Below are 23,415 nucleotides of genomic sequence, written 5' to 3' on the forward strand. Positions count from 1 at the left end.
GGGACAAAACCCGCAATCCGACCATCGATTTTCTGGAGGGAAAACCCGATTTAAGTATGGCAGGGAGGGCTTTCAAGGGATCTGGATCAAAAACTTTCCATTGACTGGAATGTTTTTGATCGGATTGACCGCTCAGCCCTCGAATGCAGCGCAAAGCGCTGCCATATCGGCGGGCAGGGGCGCTTCGAAGCGCATCTCTTCGCCGGTCGACGGGTGTTCGATCACGAGCAGGGCGGCATGGAGCGCCTGACGGGGGAAGCCGCGCACCAGCGAGGCGGCGGGCTCCTCCAGCAAATTGACCTTGGTCTTGAAGCCACCGCCATACATGTTGTCGCCGATCAGCGGGTGGCCGATATGCGCCATGTGGACGCGGATCTGGTGGGTGCGGCCCGTCTCCAGCCGGCATTCGACAAGGCTTGCCAGCGCGCTACCGTCCGGCTTTTCGCCGAAACGGCGCTCGACCGTGTAATGGGTGATGGCGAAATCGGCATCGGCGCTGTCTGCCCGTTTAACGGCGCGGCGAATGCGGTCTGGCGCGCGCCCGAGCGGCGCGTCGATCGTACCGTGCAGCATTTTCGGCCGGCCCCAGATCAGCGCCTTGTAGGCGCGCTGAAGCGGCCCCGTGCGGCCGTGATCGGCGAACTGTGCGGCAAGCGACTGATGAGCGGCGTCGTTCTTGGCGACCACCATCACGCCGGTGGTGTCCTTGTCGAGGCGGTGGACGATGCCGGGGCGCTTCACCCCGCCAATGCCCGAAAGCGTGTCGCCGCAATGATGGATCAGCGCGTTGACCAGCGTTCCGGTCCAGTTGCCGGCGCCCGGATGCACCACGAGGCCCGCCTGCTTGTTGATGACGATGATGTCGCCGTCCTCATGCAGGATTTCGAGCGGAATGTCCTCGCCCTCCGGCTCGGCATCTTCCGCCTCGGGCATGATCAGGCTGATGGCCTCGCCACCTTTGACCTTGCGGCTCGGCTCGGTCGCCGGCTTGCCGTCGATCGATACCGCGCCGGCATTGATCAGCGCCTTCACGCGGGTGCGCGACACGCCGTCGCCCATCTCGCGCGCTATGAAAGCGTCCAGACGCTCTTTCGTGCCCTCGGGGACGAGAAAGTCTTTTCTATCGGCCTGGGTTTGTTTAAACGGGTCGTCTGTCATCTGAACTTTGCAAGTGCGGTTCGCGCTTGTTAAGCGAAACCGGCCCCCGGAGCAATGGACAATGTCGCAACACCGCATTGAAGACGAAGAAGAAGACAAGCCGCTCGACCCCGCGGTCGAGCTGGTGCGGCGGCGGATGCTGCGCTTGCAGGTCGTCTCCGCGTTGATCATGATCGTCTCGCTGATGGCGGTGTTCGGCGCGATCCTGTACAAGGTCATGAGCCGTCCGGATGAGGCGTCGGTCGCCGAGCGCGGCGGCGCGATCGTGCCCGCGGATGCGCCAAGGGCGCTGACGGCCAACCTGCCGCGCGGCTTCGAGATTGCCGATATCAGCTATGGCGACGGCCAGGCGCTGATCTACGGCATCAAGGAAAACGGCGAGCAGACGCTCTATCTCTTCGACCTCCACACCGGCCGCATGGCCGCCGATGTCGAAATCCGCTTCGACTGAGATGGCCGCACCGGCAATCGCAATCACCGATCCGGACGACAAGCGGGTCGCGCCGTTCCGCGCGATCCGGGAAAAGGATCTGGTCGGGCGGCAGGGCCTGTTCATCGCCGAAGGCACGGTGGTGCTGCGGGTGCTGGCCGAGGCGGATGCCGCGAGGTTCGAAGCCGATCGCATCCTCGTGCTGGAAAACCGGCTGGCGGGAATTGCAGGCATTCTGGAAAGCTATCCGGAGGATGTGCCGGTTTTCACCTGCAATGCTGCGGTGATGAACGCAATCGCCGGTTTCGACATGCATCGCGGAGTTCTGGCGCTGGGCCGCATTGCCGGTCGTCCCATGGCGGAAGAGCTGATCGCCGCACTTCCCGAAGACGCGCTGGTGGTCGTCTGCATTGGTCTTTCCAATCACGACAATGCCGGCGCGATCTTCCGCAACGCGACCGCGCTCGGCGCCGATGCGGTGTTGCTCGACGAGACCAGTTGTGACCCGCTTTATCGCAAGGCGCTGCGCGTTTCGGTCGGCTCCGTGCTGAAGATGCCGTGGACCCGAAACGGCAAGGGGCCGGAAATCCTGTCCGCGCTGGCCCGCGCCGGCTTCGATGTCGTCGCCCTCTCGCCCGCCGGCGGCGAGGCCGTGCATCATCTTGTGCCGGGACGGCGGGTGGCGCTCGTGCTGGGAACGGAAGGCGAGGGGCTGCCGGTCGATATCATGGAGGCGTTTCGAACCGTGCGCATCCCGCAGGCACCGGGGCTCGACAGCCTCAATGTCGGCAATGCGGCCGCGATCGCGCTTTATCAGCTTGCGCTTGCGAAAGGCCGCATCGGCTAAAGCGTCGATCTACCGCGTTTCGGCAAGCAGGGCGCGGGCGCGTTCGGCAAGGCTGATCCGGTGCGCGCTGCGGCCTTGATCGCGCGAAAGCGCCGCCGCCAGCGCATCGCGCGCGCCCTCGCCGCCCTCGCGATAGCGATAGGCGATCATCAACGCGGCAAGCTCGGCAAAGGCCGCGCGCAGGGCCTCGTCCTCGCGATCCGAGCCGGTGGCTTCATCCACCTGGCTGCAGATCGCCGTATAGCGGGCTTCGATGTCTGTTTTCAGGTCGCCCAATCCCGCGCTCCACTCAGAAGGGGTTCCAGGTCGGCCGCTCGGTCAGCTTCAGATAACCGACATTGACGCCGAGACGCGCGCCGATGCCCGAGCGCACCGGAACCAGGATGACATCACGGTATTTGTAGACCTGCATCGAAAAGCCGGCGACGATATAGGCCGAGCCCGAAACGCCGCCATAGCGGTGGTAGAGGTCGGGCACCGATGGCAGGTTGTAGACCAGCATCATCACCCGCGAGCCGTCGCCGCCATAATCGATGCCGAGCGACGGGCCCTGCCAGAACACCTTGTGGGAGCCGACATTCTTGGTGTTGAGCGTGCCCTCGCCATAGGTCAGGCCGGCGATGAAGGCGCCGGAACCTTCCGCCCCGAGAATATAGCCATTGGGCAGGCCGTATTTGGAAAACGCGTTCTGCAGCGTCTGGGCGAGGCCCGAGCTGGCTTCGCCGAAGAAGGTATTGCCGGCGTCGACAATCTCATCGGGCGAGAATGTGCCGGATTGCTGCGCTTGCTGCTGGGTCTGCTGTTGCGCGCCGGCCGGAACGATGGCGAAGGCCACCATCCAGAGGGCGAAGACAAGTGCCTTGATGAACCTTACGGCGTTTCTGGCAAACATGGCGGTTCCATTCCTGTTGCTTTTTGGTCTGGCCCGCAAATGCCGCCAAATCTTGCGGCAGCGATCTGGCGGACAGCGGACTTTTGGCAGGCATTGTGGGCCATACCCCTTAACAATGGATTTACCAAATGCGAGGATTTTGCCCGAAAGCGATTATCGCTTGCCACGGCGCGGCGATACCAGCAAAAGACAGTGGCGGCCGATGGCGGCCTGATCCGAAGGATGGTGGACGCGATGAAGAACCCGAACCTGACCCTGAGCGGCGCAGATCTTGCGGCCCTGCTTGCGAGCCGCATCTGCCACGATGTCGTCAATCCGATCGGGGCCGCCGGAAACGGGCTGGAACTGCTGGACGAGGGCGGTATGGACGAGGACGCGCTCCAGCTCATCCGCCAGAGCACGCTTTCGGCCACCATCCATCTGAAGTTCGCCCGCATCGCCTTCGGCGCCTCCGGCACGCTGGATACGCCGCTCGATACCGGCGAGGCGGAGACGGCGGCGCGTGATCTGATCGGGCTCGGCAAGCGGGTGACGCTCAACTGGAGCGGGCCGCGGATCAATGCGCCGAAGAACCGGGTCAAGCTGCTTTTGAACCTGTTCCTGGTCGCCCAGTCCACTATTCCGCGCGGCGGCACCATCGATGTCGGTCTCGATGCCGCGGGCGATATCTTCGCCTTCATCATCCGCACCCGCGGCAATTATGTGCAGATGCCGGCCGATTTCGCCCGCATTTATGGCGGGGTCATGGACGATCCGATCACCTCGCATAATGTGCAGCCCTATTACACCGCGCTGCTGGCGGAGGAGTCCGGCATGGCCATCGAATTCGTGGTCAATGATGGCGAGGTCGTGTTCGAGGCCAAGCCCGCGGCCTGAGCGCTGATTCCCGCTTTCTTTTGCAGCGCAGCAGGCGCTATCCCATTTTTGCCAAGCTTTACGGCTATTCTTTCGGCATTGAATCGCTCGCAGGTCGGCTCCCGGGAAACAATTTCCCGCCCGAGCCGTTTCTGCGAAGTCTGAACTGCAAATTTCCCGTCAGTTTCTGAGGGAGAGCCCAGCCGTGAGATATCCGCAATTTCCCCCGGCCTTGCCGGCGGTCTCGAGCGTCTTTGTGCGCAAATCCAGCCGATCCCCGGTCGCCATCCCGTCGCCGAGCGGAACAATTGTTCGCAGCCGCACAACGGGTAAGGCCCGCGCCGATGGCATGCCCTCCCGTCTCCAGCCGTGTGATGCCAACCGTGCCTGATCGAAACTTCCGAAACAGAGGGGCCGCCAGGCTCAGCATGGGCGCGCTTGCGGGCGTCGGGCTGGCGCTTGCCGGGTGCGCCTCCCAGCAATTGCAGCAAACCGCCCAGCAGATCGACCTGATGGAGCAGGAACTCAGCGCGCAGCCGCCCGAACCGCCGGCCGACGGATCGGTGCTGGGGCCCACTGAACTTCTGGTGAGCGCGGAAAGCGCCGGCAAGGATTTCATGCGCGCCCGCATCAGTCGCGCGCGGGCGATGCTCGAACTCGACAAGGTCAAATCCGCGCGACTGCCGCGCATCAGCGCCGAGGCGCGCCAGATTGCCACCTATACCGGCGATGATCTCGGGGATGTGGCCGGGACTTCGAATATCGTGCTCGGCGTCAACTGGGACATCTCGAAGGCCTTGCTCCGCCTCGATCAGCCCTCGGTCGAGGTCGCCGGCCGGCTGATCCCGGTTCAATACCAGATCGCCCAGCGCACCGCGACGTCCAACCTGCTCAACACCTACAATGAATATACGACCCTCGATTTCAGGCATAAAAATGCCGTGTTGAAGGAAAAGGGGCTTGCCTGCCGGGCCGGCGATGTCGAGGCGGAGGTCGCGAACGAAGAGGCCACGCAACGAGAGTTGAAAGCGCTCAAGGCGCAGGTCGTCGCCGCCCGGCGCGAGGCTGACGCGGTGTCGCGATTGCTCGCCTCGAAACGGGATGAATTGCTGGGCCTTGCGGGTCTTGCCGAGGGCGGCTATCGCGTGGCCCCGGAGCGTTCCGTGCTGTCTTCGCTTTCGGGCTTTGGGTCGATGAAGAGCGACGATGCGGAGGCCTGTTTCGCAAGCTCCGGCAAGAAGCGCCTGGAGGATCTGCTCGTTGAAGCCTCGGCCGCGCAGCTCGATCTCGCCCGGCAATCGCGTTTCACCAAGCTGAAAACTTCGATCCCCAGTTTCATGACCCAGACCGGCGGCCTGAACCTCCAGTTCCTGGTATCCTATGTCCTGCCGCTGATCGATGAAGGCGATGCGCTGCGCATGACGCAGAATGCCCGGCTGACGCTTATGGAGACGATCCTGAGCGCGCGCGACAACCGACGCGACTTCATGAACGACTTCAACGCCCTGAAGCTCGGCATCGCCGCCGCCGAAAGCGACCTCGCCGCGGCGAACGCAGCGCTGGTGCGGGCGGAGAACCAGTTGCAGAACGCCGATGAGGCGGCGCATTGCGGCGAGAGTGTCGATGTCGAGAAGGCGAAAACCGCCGTCGCGGCCGCGAAATTCAAGATCGACATGCTAAAGAGCCGCCTCCTGCTGCTCTGTGCCCCGCTGGGCGAGAAGACAGCCGGGGAGACGGGTGCGGCTCAGCTTGCCGGGATGCGAAGCGGGAAGTGAGGTTCTGCGGGCGCGCTCGGCCCGGCCGGGCCGGGAAGGGCGCAGGCTCAAACGAAAAGCGGCGCCGGAGCGCCGCGTTCTTCAGCCTTGTGAACCGCGTCAGGCGCGTTTCATCTCCTGCTGGTCCTGTTCGCGCAGCACATAGCCGCGGCCCCAGACGGTTTCGATGAAGTTGGTGCCGCCGGCGGCGTTGGCGAGCTTCTTGCGGAGCTTGCAGATGAAGACGTCGATGATCTTCAGTTCCGGCTCGTCCATGCCGCCATAAAGGTGGTTGAGGAACATTTCCTTGGTGAGCGTGGTGCCCTTGCGCAGCGAAAGCAGCTCAAGCATCTGATATTCCTTGCCAGTCAGGTGAACGCGCTGGCCGCCGACTTCAACGGTCTTGGCATCCACATTGACGGCGAGATCGCCGGTGGAGATGATCGATTGCGCGTGGCCTTTTGAGCGGCGCACGATGGCGTGGATGCGGGCGACCAGCTCTTCCTTGTGGAACGGCTTCGTCAGGTAGTCGTCGGCGCCGGAGCCGAAGCCGCGCACCTTGTCGTCCGTGCCGGACATGCCCGAGAGAATAAGGATTGGCGTTGCGATCTTCGAAACCCGAAGCGCCTTGAGCACTTCGTAGCCGGACATATCCGGCAGGTTGAGATCGAGAAGGATGATGTCGTAATCGTAGATCTTGCCGAGGTCGACGCCTTCCTCGCCCAGATCCGTGGTGTACACGTTGAAGTTTTCGCTCTTCAGCATCAGCTCGATGCTTTGTGCTGTGGCGCCGTCGTCTTCGATTAAAAGAACCCGCATGTCTTTCCCCTTGAACCGCCGCTATGAAAGGTCTGTTGTCGCCCCCGACGCGATACGGACTCAGTGATGACCTGATTTGGAAGCTGCCATCTAATGGTTAACAAATTCTGATTCTTTTTGGCAAGACAGCCAGAAGATATTAATGAACATTAGAATGGCGTTGATTTCATTGAACTTTTTTAATCTCAAAAGCCGATAAAAAAGATTAACCAAAACTGCTAAGTGACTCATCTGACTCGCTAGTTTTTGTTTGAATCCGATAACGCGGTTTACCGACCCTTAAGCCCTGACGGCTATGATCGGACATGACTGTAAACGAAAGGTTACCGCGATTTCGATTTCGTTAATCATTTTTGGCGCGAATCAGAAACCGAGGGGGACCGATCCGCTATGCGTTCGTCAGCCGGGGAGTTTTGCGTATGAAGGCACGAAACAGTCTGTTGCGTCTGAAGGCGTTTCAGGTAAAGGAAAAGAAGCGGCAGTTGCAGCAATTGCAACTCATGATGGATGAATTCGCCCGTATGTCCGGCGAGCTCATGCAGCAGATCGCCGCCGAGGAAAAGAAATCCGGGATCACCGACCCCGGCCATTTCGCATATTCGACATTCGCGAAATCGGCGCGCCAGCGGGCCGACAATCTGGCGGTCTCGGTCGCCGACCTGCGCGAGCAGCGCGACAAGGCCGAAGCCGAGCTCGCCGAGATGGAACTGGACTATGAGCGCGCCGCCGCCCTCGAGGAGCGCGATGCCGCGGGCCGCAAGCGCGCCTAAGGGCTAAGCCGAGGGGAACCGCTAACACCAAAGGCCGCATCGCGATGATGCGGCCTTTGGCTTTTTGTGGGACGGACGATTGGTATCGTGGGGTCTCGGAGGGCTTTCGCAAGTAGCCGCGGGGGCTGAAATCGGGCGGCGCCGTCATCGCTCTTTGCAGGATCGGCTTCGCGGATGGCCGGTCTCCGCTCTTTCGATCGCGGCCTGGCTGATCTCGGCTAAAAGCCGGCATTGATGCGGCGACACTCCTGCCCTGCCGCGTCAAAAACGCCTTCGATGAGATGGGCCGAAAAGAAACGCGCGGGTCGTCCGGCGCCAGCCGTCACCCGCGGGACGGCGCGGTGCCGCGCCGGTCAGTTGCGATATTGCTGGATCCGCGTCGTGCGCAGGCCGGCAAGGCCGTGATCGTCGATCGATGCCTGCCAGGAGAGGAATTCCTCCACCGTCAGGCAGTATCGCTCGCACGCTTCTTCCAGGCTCAGCAGGCCGCCGCGCACGGCCGCCACGACTTCCGCCTTGCGCCGGATCACCCAGCGCCGCGTATTGGAAGGAGGCAGGTCGGCAACGGTCAGCGGACTGCCGTCGGGACCTATGACATATTTTGCGCGAACGCGGGCTAGCTCGGTCATCGTACTCTCTACAAAACTCACAACCTACGCTCACAACCTAGCGCCACACTTTTAAAATTTGCCTAAGGCAAGTGTAACGCTCTGGTAACCAGCTTTTCCGGCTTTCATGCGGGCGATGTCGGAAAGGAGAATTTGCATGGGCGAAGGCGCGCGAATGCATCCATCGCGAGAACCGGCGGCCCGGCGGCAGGGATGGTATCCAGAGGGACATGCCAGTCACGAGCTGGGCAGATCGGGCAGGAGATGGGATCGCGGCGCTGATCTTCAGCGTCAAGGATCCATAAAAATTTGATTTTCCTGGGAAAACTGGAGCGGGCGAAGGGATTCGAACCCTCGACCCCAACCTTGGCAAGGTTGTGCTCTACCCCTGAGCTACACCCGCTCATAAAACCCGGCCGGGGGTAGTTCTCAGGCCGGATATGTCGTCTCGGCGACGACGAGGGCGTATATGGCCCAAGCGGATTTCAAATGCAACAGAGAAATTACGGGAATGGCGCATTTTTTTGCTTGGTCGGCAAAAGCTCTGTATTTCAGTATTTTAGCCGAATTGCGATACGCCCGCGAACATTGGCAAAGAGCATCGGCGCCTGCTGAATGAAGCGGGGAAGGCGGGCAAGTCGGGCTGCCGGGCCATTGGTGCGGCGACCATTGCCGCGTCAACCGGCGCGACGGAGTTGCATTGACCGCCGTTTGGTGTTGAAACAGGCGTCAATTCGAAACCGGAACGGCCCTGATGACCAAGACCTCCGACGACGTGTTCGCCTTTCTCGACGGACTCGGCATCTCCTATCAGAATCACGAGCATCGGCCAGTGTTCACCGTGGCCGAAGGCGATGACCTGCGCGAAAAGATCCCCGGCGGCCACACCAAGAACCTGTTCGTGAAGGACAAGAAGAGCCGGTATTTCCTGCTGACGGTGGAAGAGTACGCAACCGTCGACCTGAAGACGGTGCATACGCTGATCGGGGCGTCGGGACGGGTCTCCTTCGGCAGGCCGGACGCGTTGATGGATTATCTCGGGGTCGAGCCCGGCTCGGTGACGGCGCTTGGCGCCATCAATGACGAGGAGCGCCAGGTCACGTTCATTCTCGATGAGAGCCTGATGGAGAACGAGATCATCAACTGCCATCCCTTGCGCAACACCGCCACGACCTCGATCGGGCGCGATGATCTGTTAAGCTTCATCCGGGCTACAGGGCATGAGCCGGTTGTCTTGAAAGTAACGGTGTGACACACGATCTTAAATCCAACAGAGACGGGGCCTCGAAGGCCATACGGAGAGAGTGATGAGCGGATTTGACAACCCCTATGGCGGTTCCTTCGGCGGCCAGATGAATGTTTCGGCCGATGGCGCCGTCAATGGCGCCACGCCGCCCGGCGGGCTGATCAAGGACACGACCACCGCCGCATTCGGCAAGGATGTGATCGAGGAATCGAAGGCCCAACCGGTGCTGGTGGATTTCTGGGCACCTTGGTGCGGCCCATGCAAGCAGCTCGGTCCGGTGCTGGAAAAGGCGGTCACGGCCGCCGGCGGCAAGGTCAAGCTGGTGAAGATGAATATCGACGAGCACCCGTCGATCGCCGGCCAGCTCGGCATTCAGTCGATCCCGGCCGTCATCGCGTTTTCCGCGGGCCAGCCGGTGGATGGCTTCATGGGTGCGGTTCCGGAAAGCCAGGTCAATGAGTTCATCGCCAAGCTTTCCCAGAACAGCCCGTCCGAGCAGGACCGCAAGGCCGAGATCGCCGAGGCGCTGGACCAGGCCGAGCAAATGCTCGCGGATGGCAAGCTGCAGGAGGCCGGCCAGCTTTTTGCCGCGGTGATGCAGGCCGACCCGGAAAACCCGAAGGCGCTTGCCGGGATCGGGCGCTGCATGGTTGCCGCCGGCCAGCTCGACCGCGCCCGCCAGGTGCTGGAACAGGTGCCGGAGGAGTTGCGCGAGGATGACGCCATCAAAGCGCTCGTCACCAAGATCGAGCAGATCGAGGAGGCGCGCAAGTTCGGCGATCCCGCGGCCCTGGAACATGCTTTGGCCCAGAACCCGGACGATCACGAGGCGCGCATGAAGCTCGCCAAGGTGCTGAATGCCGAGGGCAAGCGCGAGGCGGCTGCCGAGCAGCTTCTGATTATCATGCGCCGGGACCGCGAATTCGACGATGATGGCGCGCGCCGCCAGTTGATCGCGTTTTTCGAGGCCTGGGGGCCGAAGGATCCGGCCACGATTGCAGCCCGTCGCAGGCTTTCGACCATCCTTTTCTCGTAAGGGACCAGACCACCATGCAGGTTGGCAATGCCCGTTATCTGACCGCCAAGGATCTGCCGGAGAGCGCTCCGGTGTTTCCGCTGACGGGCGGGCTGTTGCTGCCGCACGGGCAATTGCCGCTCAACATTTTCGAGCCGCGCTATATCGCCATGGTCGATCATGCGATCGCGGGCAACCGGCTGATCGTCATGGCCCAGCCCGCCCGCCACGACGAGACGCTTTCGGTTACCGACGATACGCCGGTTTCCAATATCGGATGCCTCGGCCGGATCACCTCGTTCGCCGAAACCGGCGACGGGCGGTACCTGGTGGCGCTGGCCGGCATTTGCCGGGTGCGGCTGATCGATGAGGTGAAAACGACGCGGCCGTTCCGCAGCTTCACCATCGCGCCGTTCCTGGGCGATCTCAAAATCGAAGGGCAGGATGACGGCGTCGACCGGGCGGGCCTGATCCGGGCGTTCCGAGCCTATCTCGATTCCGAGGGGCTGGAAACCGAGTGGGATCATATCGAGCAGGCCAGCAATCTCACCCTCGTCAATTCGCTGTCGATGATGGCGCCCTTCGGCCCCGCGGAAAAACAGGCCTTGCTGGAAGCGCCCGATCTCAGGGCGCGGGCGGCGCTGTTCATCGCGATTATCGAATTCGCGCTTGCCGGCGACCCCGGCGATCGTCTGCAATAGGGGCGAACCATGATCGCCAGGGAAGCCGGGATCGATCCCAAAATGCTCGAACTTCTGGTCTGCCCGCTGACCAAGGGACGGCTTTCCTATGATGACGAACGGCAGGAGCTCGTTTCGGAGAAGGCGAAGCTCGCCTATCCCATCCGCGATGGCGTGCCGATCATGCTGGCCTCCGAGGCGCGTCCGCTTGAGGACTGACACCGCCCGATCTCGCCCACTTGCTGGCGGCAATCCGCTGATCTAGTCTTCGCTTTATTAGGGGAATGTGCACGGCAAACCGGAAATGGTTTCATTCCGTAAAGATTTGCGGATTAACGTGCATCAAAGGCGGGCCGGCGCAGGCCTTGCGCGGGAACAGACAAGGAGCATGGCGCGGGGTGCCGGACTATGCTCCGGAAGCATTGGATTGCCCCCGTGGCGCGGCCGGGCGGGCGGTTCAGGACGGAGAACGGATGTCGCGTGTCATCATGCAATCGCCTGCGGGGGACGAGTTTTATCCGGTCCGGGTGGAGCGGTCCTATTTCAAGCGCGGCGACGCAATCGTGGAGGGCGATCCGCTCTACGATCTGGCGACCGCCAATGGGCGGCAGTTGCAGATCCGCGCAACCCATGGCGGCCGCGCGGTGTCGCCGCCCTTCGAGGCCGGCGACTTCCTGAACGCGCCGGAAAGCCTTCTCGAGATCGAAACCGGATTTCACCAGCGCGCGCGGCCAGACCCGCAGCCGGTCAAGGCGCCTGCGGTTCCCGCGTGGGATGATGATGTTGACGACGAAGTGTGGGATGCCTCGGCGGTCCACCAGAGGCCGAAGCGGGATCCGCGCAAGGTTCTGCTATGGCTCGGCGGGGGCGTCATCGCCGCTCTGCTTGTCTGCGTGGCGGGCTGGTTCGCGCTGTCCTACATGCCGCTTGCGACAGACAGCGCGGAGACCGGCGGCTATTACGGCGCGCGCGCCGGGCTTCAGCCGCTCGGGGGCAAGCGCCGGTTTTTCGTGTCCGATGAACAGCAGGAAAGGTTCGAGCTATGGCTCGGTTCTTGACGTCTCTTTTCCTGGGATGGCTTGCGCTGCTGCTGCCGGCTGCGGCGGGGGCTGACGGCAATCGTCTGGTGGAGGCACGGGGGCAGAGCTACAGCGCCAGCTTCACCGCGCCCACGGCGGATGAGCCTTCGACAAGCGTTCTCATCTGGGACGCGGATCTGCACATGGCGCTGGAGAATGACGCGCCGGTGCTGACCGCGCGCTTTCGCTATGAAATCGAAGACTGGCGCTATCTGTTGCCGACATTTGGGCCGGGTGATGTGCAGGTCTGGTCGCCATCAGGCGAAACCGGCGCGCGATTGCCCGAGGAGGCGCCGCGCATCCGGCCTTCGGAGGTCGAGATGATGTTCCGGTTTTATGCGCCCGCGCAGAATTCCTATGTCGGCGTATCGCAGCGGATCGCGACCCCCGGCGCGCCGGGCGAATGGGTCGAGAGCCCACCGTCGCGGCCCGGCTGGGACCGGACGTTTATCTGGCTGAGCGGCATCAACAAGGATGCGTGGCTGTCGCCGGAAACGGCGCGCTCGGTCTGGCAAAGCGAGCTTCGCCCCGAAGGGGTAGAGATCGTGCAAGCGGCGTGGTCGGCTAACGAGTTGATGACGTTTCTGGCGGAAAACAACATGCGCAACCGCGCCGTGGCCGCCGCCGAGGCGGTCAACCGGCTGCTCGATGGCGTCGCGCGCAGTTTCGGCTATGAGGTGGCGGCGATGCGCGAGGATCCGCAACGCTATCTGGAGCCGGCCTTTCGCCGGGGCGTGCCGATCGCGCTTCTGCGCAAGCTCGAGCGGCTGCAAAACCTGCCGAACGGATTGAAGCAGGGCGATGCTGCCGCCTATGAACAGGCCCGCCGGGAGGCCGCCGCGATCATGGCTGCCATGGAAAGGGCGACCGATGCCGGCGAGAGGCGGGGCGCGGAACCGGGTGGGAACGGACAGCCGGCCGGGGAGGGCGCCGATGAGTAGGCGGACATTGCGGCAACGCGGATTTCTGTTCCTGAACGCGCTTCTCGCGGGCTGTTTTCTGGCGTCTGCTGCAGTCGCCGCAACCCATGTCGAAGCGGTGGATGGCAGCGAAGGGCGGGACCGCAGCCTGGCGGCCATCGTCAGCGGCATCGATCAGGTGGTCTGTTCGGGCACGGTCATCGGTCCCCGCCATGTTTTGACGGCGGCGACCTGTGTGATCGATCCCGAAACCGGCGCGCCGTTCGAAGACCGCCAGATCATGCCGCGCATCGATCTCGATGACGGCTATATTCCCGCCGGGCGGCGCTTCGTTCAACGCGTCTATCTGCCCGCCGCCGACGCGCCCTTCGGTCCGGGCGCTTCGCTGAACGACCAGCCTGCTATCGTCGAAGTGAGGGAGGCGGACGGGCAGCCGGCCTTTTCCGAGGTCACCGCGGAGGCGGGCTTTCACTACGGCCATGCCGGCAATGACGAGGGGCTGAGCGTGGACTTCTATGACGCCGCGACCGGCGGGCAGATGGCGAGCGACGGCTGCGCGGCGCTTGCGATTGAGGCCGGGGATCTTATGCCGTTGAACTGCGCGCTGCCGGAGGGTGCCGCCGGCGCGGCCATCCGTTCGAGCTCCGGCATTGTCGGGATCTATCTCGGCCCCGGGCGCGGCCGCTATATCGGCAAGGCGGAGCAGGAGGGGATCGGCCGAATCATGACGGGGCTTCAGCCCGGCCAGTTCCGCGTGATGGAAGCCGGTTACGCGCCGTTCATTTCGTTCGTGCTGATGAATGGTTGCAATCAGCCGGTCAGCTATATCGCCCGCTATCGCGCGATCGAAGCGCGCAAGGACCTGCCATTCTCCACGGTGTCCGGAGAGATCGAAGGTGGGCGAAGCGCGATCCTGCCGCTCAAGACCGAAAACGGCGTGATTTATCTGCGCGGAACGGCCGATGGCGGCCGGCTGGTCTGGGGCGGTGACCATCGCTTCGAAGGAGAAGGGTATTTCAAGGTGGCGATCGCCGCATGGGGCGACCATTTCCACACGCTGAGCTGCGGCGAGTAAAGCGCCTCACGCGTCGTCTTTGCCGCTGAAATAGTGCCGATCGGGCGAGAAGAAGAAGACATAGGCCATATAGGCGGCGGCAGCGCCGAACGGGATCGCCCAGAAGGGCGAGCCGATAAACAGCTCGGCCACAGCCCAGCCGGCGGAGAGCGCCACGGCCAGGATGCGCACCCAGAGCGGTTTCAGCGAAGGGTGTTTGAGATCGAAACTCTTCCGCCAGTCCATGCCCGCCATGATCGCCCTTTCTCCTGCGGATGCCCTCCCCGCAAAAGGGGGTCTCCGCTCTTATTGCCTGTCTCGCGCATGTCGCGGCGATTTCACCCGGCCGCGACATGCGGGTTTACAATGGATAGCCCTGATCACGGCATGCATTCAAGCCGTTCGGGACAATCAGGTCAGAACCGCGATCACCTCGGTGGCGCCATATCCCAGATTGTAGGTCGCTGCCCCGGTGAAAGATAGCTGCGCGTCGTCGCCGGTCGCAAAATAGGCGATGGCGGTGGACGAGAGCGTGACCTCGTCTCCCCCTGTCGCGCCGCCGCGCACGATCACCACGTTTTCCGAGGCGTTTTTTTGCAGAGTGACGGTGAAGGGGCCGCTTGCGGTTGCCGAGATATTGAGGGTAACCGCGTAATAGCCGCTGACCGGAAAGGACAGCTTTTCGCCGCCGCCGGCAACCGCCGCGCCGAGAAAGAACCCGCCCTCGCCCGTGTAAAGCGTGTCGAAGCCGAGCGCGGTTGGCGTGTCGATCAGCGTGGCGCCAACGGCGCGCGCGGCGCGCGCGAGCGGGCGTTCCGGCGTGACGACCGCACCGGAGGGGGAAACGCGCAGCGCCTCGAACCAGCTTGCGCCGTCCGGGCTGACCTTGATGGCAAAGCCGTCGGTGCCGGCGAGACCCATTTCCGCGCGGCCGGACCAGCCGGTCTGGAACAGCAGCGAGGCGGTGTCGCCGGGCGTCGCCTTGTTGATCTTGAGCTGGTGGCCGGCACCTGCATTGTTTAGCAGCGTTGCGGGAGAGGACACCGACAGACGATTGGTGGCATCCGCCGCGGCATTGATGCCGACGGACGCGAAAGTTGCCTCGTCGGGAACCGGTGGCGTGACCCAGGCGGCACCGTCGAAGACGCGCCATTTAGCATCAGTACCGAACCAGGCGGTCCAGCCGGCGGCTGGCCCTGCGAACTGCCAGAGACCATCCTGATAGATCGCGATCTCCCCGGCATGGCCGGAGAACAGGCCGGTCGGGCTTTCACCGACCAGATGGCAGTCGCCGTCCTCGGGCGTTTCCGGCGGGCTGTCGTCTTCTCCTGCAAGCGCGAGATGAACGACGGCGTCGAGACGCTGCAACGCCTCGTTATGGGTGACGTGTTTTTGCGCCTGGGCGGGCAGGATAAAGGGAAGGCCCAGCTTCGATGTTGCATCCGACATGAGAATCTCCTTCGCGGGCTGCGTTGTCACAAGCCTAGTCCCGCGCGGGAGGCCGGGGAAAATGGTTGGCGCAGGGACGGTTAGGGAGAATGCTTCTTGAGCCGGGAGCCGGGAGCCGGGAGCCGGGAGCCGGGAGCCGGGAGCCGGGAGCCGGGAGCCGGGAGCCGGGAGCCGGGAGCCGGGAGCCGGGACCACGTTCGCGCGGGTGTTTGGTAAGCCCGCATGTCTCGGGGACGCGGTCGAGCGCTGCGCCGGCGCGTCAGGCGATGGCGCCGGTCCTTTCGGCCGTTGCGACGCGATAGGCTATGGCCTCGCCGATATGCATGCGGCCAACCTGGGCCTTGCCGTCGAGATCGGCGATCGTGCGGGCGACCTTGAGGACGCGGTGATAGCCGCGGGCGGAAAACCGCATCTTCTCCGCCGCCTCGCGCAGCAGGGCAAGGCCGGCGGCATCGGGTTCTGCGAGTTTCTCGATCAGGTTTGCCGCGCAGCGGGCATTGACCGTGGTCGCCTTCTCATCAAGCCCGGCAAAGCGCTCGCGCTGGGCATTGCGGGCGCGTTCCACCCTGCGCGCCACCGCGCCGCTCGCTTCGCCCGTCGATTTCGCGCCGATGAGATCAATGGCGCTGACGGCGGGTACATCGATGCGGATATCGATCCGGTCCATCAGCGGGCCGGAAATGCGGGCCTGATAATCGGCGGCGCAGCGCGGGCCGCGCGCGCAGGAATGGCCGGGCTCTCCGGCCATGCCGCAGCGGCACGGGTTCATCGCCGCGACAAGCTGGAAGGCGGCGGGGTAGGAGACGCGGTGATTGGCGCGCGCGATCACGCATTCGCCGGTCTCCAGTGGCTGGCGCAAGGCGTCGAGCACCTGCGGCGAGAATTCCGGGAGCTCGTCGAGAAAAAGCACGCCGTGATGGGCAAGCGAGGCCTCGCCCGGCCGCGCCTTGATGCCGCCGCCCACCAGCGAGGCCATGCTGGCGGAATGATGCGGCGCGCGGAACGGCCGCCGATCCGACAACTTGCCGCCGGCAAGCTTGCCGGCGATCGAGTGGACCATCGACATGTCGAGCAGTTCCTGCGGCAGAAGCGGCGGCAGGATCGAGGGCAGGCGGGCGGCGAGCATGGACTTTCCGGCACCCGGAGGGCCGACCATCAGTAGGTTGTGCCCGCCGGCGGCCGCCACTTCGAGCGCGCGCTTGGCGCTCTCCTGCCCCTTGATATCGGCAAGGTCCGGCAGGTCGTGCGGTGCGGCGCGCACGGCCGGGTGCGGGCGGGAGAGCACCTGCGTGCCCTTGAAGTGATTGGCGATGCCGATCAGGCTCTTGGGGGCGAGAATATCGATATCAGCGCTCGCCCAGGCCGCCTCCGGCCCGCAATCGACCGGGCAGATCAGGCCCTTGTCGAGCGCGTTGGCGGCGATGGCCGCGGGCAGCGCGCCGGCCACGGAGGCGATCGTCCCGTCAAGGTTCAGTTCGCCGATCACCATGTAGCCGGACAGCGCATCCGCTGGCACCGCCCCGAGCGCCGCCATCAGACCGAGCGCGATCGCAAGGTCGAAATGCGAGCCCTCCTTCGGCAGGTCGGCCGGCGCGAGATTCACGGTGACCCGCTTCGGCGGAAGCGCCAGGCCCGTGGCATGGAGCGCCGCCTGCACCCGCTCGCGGCTTTCAGCGACCGCCTTGTCCGGCAGGCCGACGATCTGCATGCCGATCTTGCCCGGCGCGACCATGACCTGGACATCGACCGGAACGCCCTCGATCCCCTGAAACGCAACCGTATGAACGCGTGAAACCATGACCATCCCGCCCGCTTGCCTGTATCCTCAGGTTGCAAGGATTCCATAACTCGCGCTTACTTGCAAGAACAAAAAGAGAACTTTCATTTCTCCTTCGTGTTCAACGGGATAGACAGATCGCCAGCGCCGCAGTAAACCGCGGGTCGAAAGCAAAGAGGGTGCCATGGGACTGACGACCGAAGAGCGGATACTGATCGAGCAGCACGTGACCAACAGCGCCAAATCGCCGGCGGCTGCCTATCTGCTGTGGTTTTTCCTTGGCTGGGCCGGCATTCACCGGTTTTATCTCGGCCGCATGGGGTCGGGCCTTGCCATGCTTCTGCTCAACGTCATCGGCGGACTGACCGTCGTCTTCATCGTCGGCTTTTTCCTGCTTGGCATTTGGGCGCTATGGTGGATCGTCGATCTGTTCCTGATCTCGGGCATGATCGACGCCCAGAAGAACGAGATCCGCGCGCGCCTCACGCAGCAGGCGCTGGCGGGCGAGAACAGATCATAGACCGCCGCGCTTCTTCTCGATCGCGTCCCACATCAGGCTCGCGATATCCGCCCCGCCGAATTTCTTGACCTCGCGGATACCGGTCGGCGAGGTGACGTTGATTTCCGTCATATAGTCGCCGATCACGTCGATGCCGACGAGGATGAAGCCGCGCTCTTTCAGTGCAGGGCCGATGCGGGCGCAGATCTCCTTTTCGCGTTCGGTCAGGCCGGCGGCTTCCGCGCGGCCGCCGACATGCATGTTGGAGCGGCTGTCGGTCTCGGCCGGCACGCGGTTGATCGCGCCGGCGAATTCGCCGTCGACCAGGATGATGCGCTTGTCGCCCTTGCGCACGGCCGGCAGATAGGCCTGGGCGATATAGGGTTCGCGGAACATCTGCGCGAACATTTCCAGAAGCGAGGTGAAATTGCGATCGTCTCGGGTGGAGTGGAATACGCCCGCGCCGCCATTGCCATAGAGCGGCTTCAGGATGATATCGCCCATTTCCTCGCGGAAACGGCGGATTTCGCCGACATCCTTCGTGATCAACGTCGGCGGCATCAGGTCCGTGAACTCGGTGACGAAGATCTTTTCCGGCGAGTTGCGCACCCAGGCCGGGTCATTGACCACCAGCGTCTTCGGATGGATGCGCTCCAGCAGGTGGGTGGAGGTGATATAGGCCATGTCGAAGGGCGGGTCCTGCCTGAGCAGCACCACATCCATGGTCGAAAGGTCGATCCGCTCCGGCGTGCCGAGCGTGTAATGGTCGCCCTCGACATCGCGCAGCGTCATCGGCTCGACGGTCGCAAACACCTTGCCGTCGCGCAGGCTCAGCCGGTCGGGCGTGTAGTGGAACAGCTTGTAGCCCCGGTTCTGCGCCTCGAGGCTCATGGCAAAGGTCGAATCGCCGCCGATCTTGACGGTGGAGATATGGTCCATCTGGACGGCGACGTTCTTGATTGCGGCCATGAAAAGCGTGTCCCGGTTCGGTTAAAGCGACACGATATTTAGTCATCGCGCCGCCCCTTGGCAATCGCAGGCGTCGCTCAGGCGGTCGAAAGCCGCTTCCCGGTAGCGTGGTCGTAGAAATGCACCTTTTCCGGCAACACCGCGAAGGTGAGTTCGTCGGCAAGCGGTATCTCGGGGGAGAGCGCCGCAGTCAGCCGCTCGCCGCCGGTCAGGCAATGGGCAAGCCGCGTGGCGCCGAGTTCCTCGACATAATCGAGCCGGGCCTTGAGGCCGGCACCCGCCGTCGGCTGCAGGTCTTCCGGGCGGATGCCGACGGTGACTGGGCCATCGGCGGGCGGAGCGCTGGAAAATTGCATCCTGTTGTCGCCGATCGTGAGCTGGCCTTGCGTCAGCTTTCCCTCAACCAGATTCATCGCCGGCGAGCCGATGAAGTTGGCGACGAAGGTCGAGGCCGGCTTGTGGTAGACGTCGAGCGGCGTGCCGATCTGTTCGATCCTGCCGCCATTCAGCACCACCAGCCGGTCGGCCAGCGTCATGGCTTCCAACTGGTCGTGGGTGACGTAGATCGAGGTGGTGCCGAGCCGCTTCTGCAGATGCTTGATCTCGCCGCGCATGGAAACGCGCAGCTTGGCGTCGAGGTTCGACAAGGGCTCGTCGAACAGGAAGGCGGCCGGCTTGCGCACGATCGCGCGGCCCATCGCCACGCGCTGGCGCTGGCCGCCGGAAAGCGCGCGCGGCTTGCGCTCCAGATAGGGTTCAAGCTCCAGCATGCGGGCGGCTTCCGCGACCCGCTCCGCGATTTCGGCCTTCGGCGTGCCGCAGTTCTTCAGGCCGTAGGCCAGGTTGTTATAGACCGTCATATGCGGGTAGAGCGCGTAATTCTGGAACACCATGGCGATATCGCGCTCGGCCGGGTCCATCCTGTTGACCACATTGCCGGCGATTTTCACCTCGCCTTCGGTGATGGTCTCAAGGCCAGCCACCATGCGCAGAAGGGTGGACTTGCCGCAGCCTGACGGGCCGACCAGCACGATGAACTCGCCATCGGCGATCGCGATGTCGACGCTGTCGACCGCGCGCTGATCGCCGGAATAGATCTTGGAAACCTTCGAGATTTCGATTGCGGACATCGTTGTTGTTCCTATTTGTCGCTTTCGGTCAGGCCCTTGATGAACCAGCTCTGGAAGATCACCACCATCAGCACGGGCGGCAGCATGGCGAGCACGGCAAGGGCGAAGGCCTGATTGTATTCGGGGATCTGGGAGCCGACCCAGACGAGCAGGATCTGCTTGATGCCGCGCACCAGCGTGTAGAAGCTCTCGTCATTGGTCATGATCATCGGCCAGAGATACTGGTTCCAGCCATAGACGAACATGATGATGAAGATCGCGGCGATCATTGTCTTCGACAGCGGCACCAGAATGTCGATGAAGAACTTGAACGGCCCGGCGCCGTCAATGCGGGCCGCCTCCAGCAGTTCGTCCGGCACCGATTTGAAGAACTGACGGAAGAAGAACGTGCCGGTGGCCGATGCCAGAAGCGGCACGATCAGACCCGTATAGGTGTTGATCAGCCCAAGCTTGGTCATCACGTCGTAGGAGGGCAGGATGCGCACTTCCAGCGGCAAAAGCAGCGTGGTGAAGATCATCCAGAAGAACAGCGTCGAAAACCTGGAGCGGAAATAGACCAGCCCATAGGCGGCCAGCATCGACAGCACGATCTTGCCGACGGCGAAGCCGACGCCGAGGATGAAGGAGTTCATCACCATGCGCGCGCCGGTCACCTCGCCGGTAAAGCCGCCCTTGCGGGTGAGCAATTCCTTGTATGTCGCGACGAAATCGCCGCCCCAGCTCACCTGCAGGCCGTTGATATGGACATCGATCGCCGTGTGGGTGGAGGTCATGAAGGCCACGAACACCGGGCCGATCATGAAGAATACGCCGAACAGCAGGATGATGTGATCGATCAGTTTGGTTCTGTGCATGGCGCTTTCCTCAATTGTAGTGGACGCGCCGCTCGATGAAGCGGAACTGGAAGAAGGTGAGCGCGAGGACGATGATCATCAGGATGACCGATTGCGCCGCCGAGCCGCCGATGTCATTGCCGCGGAAGCCATCCATATAGACCTTGTAGACCAGCGTGATCGGGTTGTTGGCGGCCTTGTCCTTGACGATCACGTCGATGATCCCGAACGTGTCGAACAGCGAATAGGTCATGTTGATGATCAGCAGGAAGAAGGCCGTCGGCGCCAGAAGCGGCAGCGTCACGGTCCAGAACCGGCCGAGGCGCGAGCGGTTGTCGATCGCCGCCGCCTCACGCACCGAGACCGGGATCGATTGCAGCCCGGACAGGAAGAAGATGAAATTATACGGGATCTGCTTCCACACGGCGACGGTGATCATCGCGAAGGTGGTGTCGAAATAGTTGATCCCGACCTTCATGTCCCAGCCGAACCAGGACGCCATTTTGACGAACGGGCCGATATGCTGGTCGAAGAACATCATGCCCAAGAGGCCCGCAACCGGCGGGGCGATCGCATAGACCGAGATCAGCAGCGTCTTGTAGCTGCTCGACCCGCGGATCACGTCGTCGGCCTTGGAGGCGAGCAGCAGCCCTAGGGTCAGCGACAGGAAGGTGACGATGATGGTGAAGATCACCGTGAACCGCGCGACCTGGAGATAGTAGGAGGAGGTGAGCGCATCGACGTAGTTGTCGAAGCCGACGAAGGTCTCGCCGAAACCGAACGGGTCCTCCAGAAAGAAGGACGAACGGATCGCCTGTGCCGAGGGCCAGTAGAAGAAGATCACGATGATCGCCATCTGCGGCAGCACGAAAAGATAGGGCAGCAGGGCCGAATTGAACTGGACGCGCTTCATTTTCTGTTTCCTGTTGCGGTCGGGGCGACGAACCCGCCTATGCCGCATGGCCCCCAAGTCTTCTCGCCCCGGAGGGGAGAGCGACAGTGAGGGGGGAGACCCACCCCGCGAACGCCCTCACGATTGGAAAGGCTGCATCACCCTCACTGCCCTTTTCGGGGCATCTCTCCCGCAAGCGGGAGAGAGTATTGGGAGCAAGTTCCATCATGCAGAGCAAACGCGACCGCCGTTTGCGACGGGGATTGCATTTGGCAAATACGCCAAAATCCGGGGGCGTTAACCCCCGGACCGGCAATTTTCGTATGCGGCGCCTTAGTTGCCGGCGGTCTTGGCGAAGCGGGCGAGAAGGGCGTTGCCTTCCTGCTCGATCGTTGCCATCGCGTCCTGAACCGAGGTCTCGCCCGCGAAGATCTTGTTGTATTCGCGTTCCATCACTTCGCGGATCTGCGGGTAGAAGCCCATGCGGTAGCCCTTGGACCATTCGCCGCCCGGCAGCGAAAGCTGCTGGATGCCGACTTCGGCAACCGGCTGCTCTTCATACCAGCCGTCTTCCTTGGCCAGTTCATAGGCCGCGGTGGTGACCGGAACGTAGCCGGTGGACTTGTGATAGAAGTACTGGATTTCCGGCGAGGTCAGGAACTGGAAGAAGTCGGCCGTGCACTTGTTCTCGTCGTCGGACTTGCCGGAAAGCGCGAAGAGCGCCGCGCCGCCGATGAAGGAATTGGTGCCAGCGCCGTCGATCGAACCCCAATAGGGCAGGAAGGTCGCCGAGAAGGGCATCTGGGCCGTGCTCTGCAGACCGCCGAACGAACCGGAGGAACCGATCCACAGCGCAACCTTGTTTTCCTCGAAAGGCTTCTGGTTATCGGACCAGCCGGCGCCGTAATAGCCGAAATAGCCGTTGTCGTACCAATCCTTGAGCTTCTCATACATCATGACGTGCTCGGGCGTGTTCACCAGGATCTCGGTGCCCTCGACGCTGTCATAGCCGTTGTTGTTGGTCGCGAACTGGAGATTGTTGCGCGAGAAGAAGTTCTCGGTCATTTCCCAGGTGAGCTGCGACTGGACGAGCGGAACGTAACCGGCATCCTTCAGGGCAGGCGCGATTTCCTCGAACTCTTCCCAGGTCTTCGGCGGCTCGACGCCGGCCTTTTCGAAGGCTTCGGTGTTGATGTACATGATCGGCGCCGACGAGTTGAACGGCATGCCGACGAACTTGCCGTCGCTGTCGGCGTAGAAGTAGCGCACGCCTTCGATGAAGTCTTCGCGGTTGAAGGTGTAGCCAGCGTCGTTGATCAGGTCTTCGGCCGGAACGGCAGCGCCCTTGGCGTTGATGATGGTGGCGGCACCTGCGTCGAACACCTGGAGAATGTTCGGCTGCTCGCCCGAACGGAAGGCGGCGATGCCGGCGGCGAGCGCTTCTTCATAAGTGCCCTTGGAAACCGGCGTCAGCGTGCAGGCGTCCTGCGATGCGTTGAACTTCTCGGCGATCTGGTTGATGACTTCCTGGTTCTTGCCGCCCATGCCGTGCCACCAGGTGATGTCGGTGGCGGCGAAAGCGGTCGACGTGGAAAGGCCGGCGGCGAGCGCGGCCAGAACAAATTTCTTCATGATCAAATTCCCCGGTTCTCAAAATCATCGATAGCGATGATTACCGGGGAGGTAGCCTTGCTGCGTGACGGGCAGACGACGGTTTTGTTGCAGAATTGTAAAAGCGC

General features: G+C 62.9%; 27 protein-coding genes and 1 tRNA gene. 14 read left to right on the forward strand and 14 right to left on the reverse strand.

Annotation, left to right across the window (positions count from 1 at the left end):
* Nucleotides 1-132: 132 nt before the first annotated feature.
* A complete protein-coding gene (locus Mame_RS07220) occupies nucleotides 133-1,158 on the reverse strand; it encodes an RluA family pseudouridine synthase (RefSeq protein WP_026173519.1) in 1,026 nt (341 codons plus the stop codon).
* A 61-nt stretch (nucleotides 1,159-1,219) separates the two neighbouring features.
* Between Mame_RS07220 and Mame_RS07225 the strand changes: the two genes are divergently transcribed.
* Both Mame_RS07225 and Mame_RS07230 read left to right on the forward strand, forming a co-directional pair.
* Nucleotides 1,220-1,609, forward strand: a complete 390-nt coding sequence (locus tag Mame_RS07225; RefSeq protein WP_018065052.1) for a hypothetical protein — start codon at nucleotides 1,220-1,222, stop codon at nucleotides 1,607-1,609.
* Nucleotides 1,587-2,435 carry a TrmH family RNA methyltransferase gene (locus tag Mame_RS07230; RefSeq protein ID WP_235726819.1) on the forward strand — a complete coding sequence of 283 codons (849 nt, stop codon included), beginning with the start codon at nucleotides 1,587-1,589 and terminating at the stop codon, nucleotides 2,433-2,435. The genes Mame_RS07225 and Mame_RS07230 overlap by 23 nt, the downstream gene beginning before the upstream one ends.
* Before the next feature lie 9 nt (nucleotides 2,436-2,444).
* Here Mame_RS07230 and Mame_RS07235 read toward each other — a convergent pair whose 3' ends face one another.
* Together Mame_RS07235 and Mame_RS07240 are read right to left on the reverse strand one after the other, a co-directional pair.
* A complete protein-coding gene (locus tag Mame_RS07235) occupies nucleotides 2,445-2,711 on the reverse strand; it encodes a hypothetical protein (RefSeq protein WP_018065054.1) in 267 nt (88 codons plus the stop codon).
* Between the two features lie 13 nt (nucleotides 2,712-2,724).
* Complete coding sequence (locus Mame_RS07240; protein ID WP_018065055.1) at nucleotides 2,725-3,327, reverse strand: DUF1134 domain-containing protein; 603 nt, start codon at nucleotides 3,325-3,327, stop codon at nucleotides 2,725-2,727.
* A 234-nt stretch (nucleotides 3,328-3,561) separates the two neighbouring features.
* Between Mame_RS07240 and chpT the strand changes: the two genes are divergently transcribed.
* Both chpT and Mame_RS07250 read left to right on the forward strand, forming a co-directional pair.
* Nucleotides 3,562-4,203 carry a histidine phosphotransferase ChpT gene (gene chpT, locus Mame_RS07245; protein ID WP_033410243.1) on the forward strand — a complete coding sequence of 214 codons (642 nt, stop codon included), beginning with the start codon at nucleotides 3,562-3,564 and terminating at the stop codon, nucleotides 4,201-4,203.
* A 362-nt stretch (nucleotides 4,204-4,565) separates the two neighbouring features.
* Entirely contained in the window at nucleotides 4,566-5,957 is a 1,392-nt protein-coding gene (locus Mame_RS07250) for a hypothetical protein (RefSeq protein WP_155122045.1), read from the forward strand.
* A gap of 99 nt (nucleotides 5,958-6,056) precedes the next feature.
* On the opposite strand, the gene ctrA is transcribed toward Mame_RS07250, so the two are convergent.
* Nucleotides 6,057-6,755 carry a response regulator transcription factor CtrA gene (gene ctrA / locus Mame_RS07255; protein ID WP_018065059.1) on the reverse strand — a complete coding sequence of 233 codons (699 nt, stop codon included), beginning with the start codon at nucleotides 6,753-6,755 and terminating at the stop codon, nucleotides 6,057-6,059.
* A gap of 419 nt (nucleotides 6,756-7,174) precedes the next feature.
* On the opposite strand from ctrA, the gene Mame_RS07260 reads away from it, so the two are divergent.
* Entirely contained in the window at nucleotides 7,175-7,525 is a 351-nt protein-coding gene (locus Mame_RS07260; RefSeq protein ID WP_026173521.1) for a flagellar export protein FliJ, read from the forward strand.
* Nucleotides 7,526-7,878: 353 nt separating this feature from the next.
* Here Mame_RS07260 and sciP read toward each other — a convergent pair whose 3' ends face one another.
* Complete coding sequence (gene sciP / locus Mame_RS07265) at nucleotides 7,879-8,154, reverse strand: CtrA inhibitor SciP (protein ID WP_018065061.1); 276 nt, start codon at nucleotides 8,152-8,154, stop codon at nucleotides 7,879-7,881.
* Nucleotides 8,155-8,461: 307 nt separating this feature from the next.
* Nucleotides 8,462-8,536: transfer RNA gene (locus Mame_RS07270), tRNA-Gly, on the reverse strand.
* Between the two features lie 66 nt (nucleotides 8,537-8,602).
* On the opposite strand from Mame_RS07270, the gene Mame_RS26590 reads away from it, so the two are divergent.
* From Mame_RS26590 to Mame_RS07305, 8 genes are all read left to right on the forward strand, one after another.
* Nucleotides 8,603-8,752, forward strand: a complete 150-nt coding sequence (locus Mame_RS26590) for a hypothetical protein (protein ID WP_155122046.1) — start codon at nucleotides 8,603-8,605, stop codon at nucleotides 8,750-8,752.
* Nucleotides 8,753-8,887: 135 nt separating this feature from the next.
* On the forward strand, nucleotides 8,888-9,385 hold the full coding sequence (locus Mame_RS07275; protein WP_018065062.1) for a prolyl-tRNA synthetase associated domain-containing protein: 498 nt from the start codon (nucleotides 8,888-8,890) through the stop codon (nucleotides 9,383-9,385).
* A 55-nt stretch (nucleotides 9,386-9,440) separates the two neighbouring features.
* Nucleotides 9,441-10,415 carry a thioredoxin gene (gene trxA / locus Mame_RS07280; RefSeq protein WP_018065063.1) on the forward strand — a complete coding sequence of 325 codons (975 nt, stop codon included), beginning with the start codon at nucleotides 9,441-9,443 and terminating at the stop codon, nucleotides 10,413-10,415.
* A 14-nt stretch (nucleotides 10,416-10,429) separates the two neighbouring features.
* Nucleotides 10,430-11,095 carry an LON peptidase substrate-binding domain-containing protein gene (locus Mame_RS07285; protein ID WP_018065064.1) on the forward strand — a complete coding sequence of 222 codons (666 nt, stop codon included), beginning with the start codon at nucleotides 10,430-10,432 and terminating at the stop codon, nucleotides 11,093-11,095.
* A 9-nt stretch (nucleotides 11,096-11,104) separates the two neighbouring features.
* Nucleotides 11,105-11,293, forward strand: coding sequence for a Trm112 family protein (locus Mame_RS07290; protein ID WP_018065065.1), 189 nt, complete (start codon nucleotides 11,105-11,107; stop codon nucleotides 11,291-11,293).
* A gap of 254 nt (nucleotides 11,294-11,547) precedes the next feature.
* Nucleotides 11,548-12,132, forward strand: coding sequence for a hypothetical protein (locus tag Mame_RS07295; protein WP_018065066.1), 585 nt, complete (start codon nucleotides 11,548-11,550; stop codon nucleotides 12,130-12,132).
* Nucleotides 12,117-13,094, forward strand: coding sequence for a hypothetical protein (locus tag Mame_RS07300; RefSeq protein ID WP_018065067.1), 978 nt, complete (start codon nucleotides 12,117-12,119; stop codon nucleotides 13,092-13,094). Before Mame_RS07295 ends, Mame_RS07300 begins: the two co-directional genes overlap by 16 nt.
* Entirely contained in the window at nucleotides 13,087-14,148 is a 1,062-nt protein-coding gene (locus tag Mame_RS07305; protein WP_155122047.1) for a serine protease family protein, read from the forward strand. The genes Mame_RS07300 and Mame_RS07305 overlap by 8 nt, the downstream gene beginning before the upstream one ends.
* A gap of 6 nt (nucleotides 14,149-14,154) precedes the next feature.
* On the opposite strand, the gene Mame_RS07310 is transcribed toward Mame_RS07305, so the two are convergent.
* The 3 genes from Mame_RS07310 to Mame_RS07325 form a co-directional block, all read right to left on the reverse strand.
* Nucleotides 14,155-14,382, reverse strand: a complete 228-nt coding sequence (locus tag Mame_RS07310) for a hypothetical protein (RefSeq protein ID WP_018065069.1) — start codon at nucleotides 14,380-14,382, stop codon at nucleotides 14,155-14,157.
* A gap of 156 nt (nucleotides 14,383-14,538) precedes the next feature.
* Nucleotides 14,539-15,576, reverse strand: coding sequence for a DUF2793 domain-containing protein (locus Mame_RS07315; protein ID WP_018065070.1), 1,038 nt, complete (start codon nucleotides 15,574-15,576; stop codon nucleotides 14,539-14,541).
* Nucleotides 15,577-15,835: 259 nt separating this feature from the next.
* Nucleotides 15,836-17,374 carry a YifB family Mg chelatase-like AAA ATPase gene (locus Mame_RS07325; RefSeq protein WP_026173523.1) on the reverse strand — a complete coding sequence of 513 codons (1,539 nt, stop codon included), beginning with the start codon at nucleotides 17,372-17,374 and terminating at the stop codon, nucleotides 15,836-15,838.
* A 163-nt stretch (nucleotides 17,375-17,537) separates the two neighbouring features.
* Between Mame_RS07325 and Mame_RS07330 the strand changes: the two genes are divergently transcribed.
* Nucleotides 17,538-17,873: a TM2 domain-containing protein gene (locus Mame_RS07330; protein WP_018065072.1), complete on the forward strand. Its 336-nt coding sequence runs from the start codon at nucleotides 17,538-17,540 to the stop codon at nucleotides 17,871-17,873.
* Here the strand turns inward: Mame_RS07330 and gshB are convergent.
* The 5 genes from gshB to Mame_RS07355 all read right to left on the reverse strand — a co-directional run bounded on the left by gshB (nucleotide 17,868) and on the right by Mame_RS07355 (nucleotide 23,308).
* Entirely contained in the window at nucleotides 17,868-18,821 is a 954-nt protein-coding gene (gene gshB / locus Mame_RS07335; RefSeq protein WP_018065073.1) for a glutathione synthase, read from the reverse strand. The two genes, Mame_RS07330 and gshB, sit on opposite strands and share 6 nt — an antisense overlap.
* 77 nt (nucleotides 18,822-18,898) lie before the next feature.
* The gene (locus Mame_RS07340; RefSeq protein ID WP_018065074.1) at nucleotides 18,899-19,951 is read right to left on the reverse strand and encodes a sn-glycerol-3-phosphate import ATP-binding protein UgpC; all 1,053 of its coding nucleotides are present in this window, start codon (nucleotides 19,949-19,951) and stop codon (nucleotides 18,899-18,901) included.
* Nucleotides 19,952-19,962: 11 nt separating this feature from the next.
* Nucleotides 19,963-20,805: an ABC transporter permease subunit gene (locus Mame_RS07345; RefSeq protein ID WP_018065075.1), complete on the reverse strand. Its 843-nt coding sequence runs from the start codon at nucleotides 20,803-20,805 to the stop codon at nucleotides 19,963-19,965.
* A gap of 10 nt (nucleotides 20,806-20,815) precedes the next feature.
* Entirely contained in the window at nucleotides 20,816-21,697 is an 882-nt protein-coding gene (locus tag Mame_RS07350) for an ABC transporter permease subunit (protein WP_018065076.1), read from the reverse strand.
* A gap of 312 nt (nucleotides 21,698-22,009) precedes the next feature.
* A complete protein-coding gene (locus Mame_RS07355) occupies nucleotides 22,010-23,308 on the reverse strand; it encodes an extracellular solute-binding protein (RefSeq protein WP_412768647.1) in 1,299 nt (432 codons plus the stop codon).
* Between the last annotated feature and the right edge of the window lie 107 nt (nucleotides 23,309-23,415).

The organism is Martelella mediterranea DSM 17316, assembly GCF_002043005.1.
GTDB lineage: Bacteria > Pseudomonadota > Alphaproteobacteria > Rhizobiales > Rhizobiaceae > Martelella > Martelella mediterranea.

Bases quoted from the DNA above. Each gene is read 5' to 3' on its own strand.
- Mame_RS07220 (WP_026173519.1), bottom strand. From the start codon at position 1,158: ATGACAGACGACCCGTTTAAACAAACCCAGGCCGATAGAAAAGACTTT.
- Mame_RS07225 (WP_018065052.1), top strand. From the start codon at position 1,220: ATGTCGCAACACCGCATTGAAGACGAAGAAGAAGACAAGCCGCTCGAC.
- Mame_RS07230 (WP_235726819.1), top strand. From the start codon at position 1,587: ATGTCGAAATCCGCTTCGACTGAGATGGCCGCACCGGCAATCGCAATC.
- Mame_RS07240 (WP_018065055.1), bottom strand. From the start codon at position 3,327: ATGTTTGCCAGAAACGCCGTAAGGTTCATCAAGGCACTTGTCTTCGCC.
- chpT (WP_033410243.1), top strand. From the start codon at position 3,562: ATGAAGAACCCGAACCTGACCCTGAGCGGCGCAGATCTTGCGGCCCTG.
- ctrA (WP_018065059.1), bottom strand. From the start codon at position 6,755: ATGCGGGTTCTTTTAATCGAAGACGACGGCGCCACAGCACAAAGCATC.
- Mame_RS07260 (WP_026173521.1), top strand. From the start codon at position 7,175: ATGAAGGCACGAAACAGTCTGTTGCGTCTGAAGGCGTTTCAGGTAAAG.
- sciP (WP_018065061.1), bottom strand. From the start codon at position 8,154: ATGACCGAGCTAGCCCGCGTTCGCGCAAAATATGTCATAGGTCCCGAC.
- Mame_RS26590 (WP_155122046.1), top strand. From the start codon at position 8,603: ATGGCCCAAGCGGATTTCAAATGCAACAGAGAAATTACGGGAATGGCG.
- Mame_RS07275 (WP_018065062.1), top strand. From the start codon at position 8,888: ATGACCAAGACCTCCGACGACGTGTTCGCCTTTCTCGACGGACTCGGC.
- trxA (WP_018065063.1), top strand. From the start codon at position 9,441: ATGAGCGGATTTGACAACCCCTATGGCGGTTCCTTCGGCGGCCAGATG.
- Mame_RS07285 (WP_018065064.1), top strand. From the start codon at position 10,430: ATGCAGGTTGGCAATGCCCGTTATCTGACCGCCAAGGATCTGCCGGAG.
- Mame_RS07290 (WP_018065065.1), top strand. From the start codon at position 11,105: ATGATCGCCAGGGAAGCCGGGATCGATCCCAAAATGCTCGAACTTCTG.
- Mame_RS07295 (WP_018065066.1), top strand. From the start codon at position 11,548: ATGTCGCGTGTCATCATGCAATCGCCTGCGGGGGACGAGTTTTATCCG.
- Mame_RS07300 (WP_018065067.1), top strand. From the start codon at position 12,117: ATGGCTCGGTTCTTGACGTCTCTTTTCCTGGGATGGCTTGCGCTGCTG.
- Mame_RS07305 (WP_155122047.1), top strand. From the start codon at position 13,087: ATGAGTAGGCGGACATTGCGGCAACGCGGATTTCTGTTCCTGAACGCG.
- Mame_RS07310 (WP_018065069.1), bottom strand. From the start codon at position 14,382: ATGGCGGGCATGGACTGGCGGAAGAGTTTCGATCTCAAACACCCTTCG.
- Mame_RS07315 (WP_018065070.1), bottom strand. From the start codon at position 15,576: ATGTCGGATGCAACATCGAAGCTGGGCCTTCCCTTTATCCTGCCCGCC.
- Mame_RS07325 (WP_026173523.1), bottom strand. From the start codon at position 17,374: ATGGTTTCACGCGTTCATACGGTTGCGTTTCAGGGGATCGAGGGCGTT.
- Mame_RS07330 (WP_018065072.1), top strand. From the start codon at position 17,538: ATGGGACTGACGACCGAAGAGCGGATACTGATCGAGCAGCACGTGACC.
- gshB (WP_018065073.1), bottom strand. From the start codon at position 18,821: ATGGCCGCAATCAAGAACGTCGCCGTCCAGATGGACCATATCTCCACC.
- Mame_RS07340 (WP_018065074.1), bottom strand. From the start codon at position 19,951: ATGTCCGCAATCGAAATCTCGAAGGTTTCCAAGATCTATTCCGGCGAT.
- Mame_RS07345 (WP_018065075.1), bottom strand. From the start codon at position 20,805: ATGCACAGAACCAAACTGATCGATCACATCATCCTGCTGTTCGGCGTA.
- Mame_RS07350 (WP_018065076.1), bottom strand. From the start codon at position 21,697: ATGAAGCGCGTCCAGTTCAATTCGGCCCTGCTGCCCTATCTTTTCGTG.
- Mame_RS07355 (WP_412768647.1), bottom strand. From the start codon at position 23,308: ATGAAGAAATTTGTTCTGGCCGCGCTCGCCGCCGGCCTTTCCACGTCG.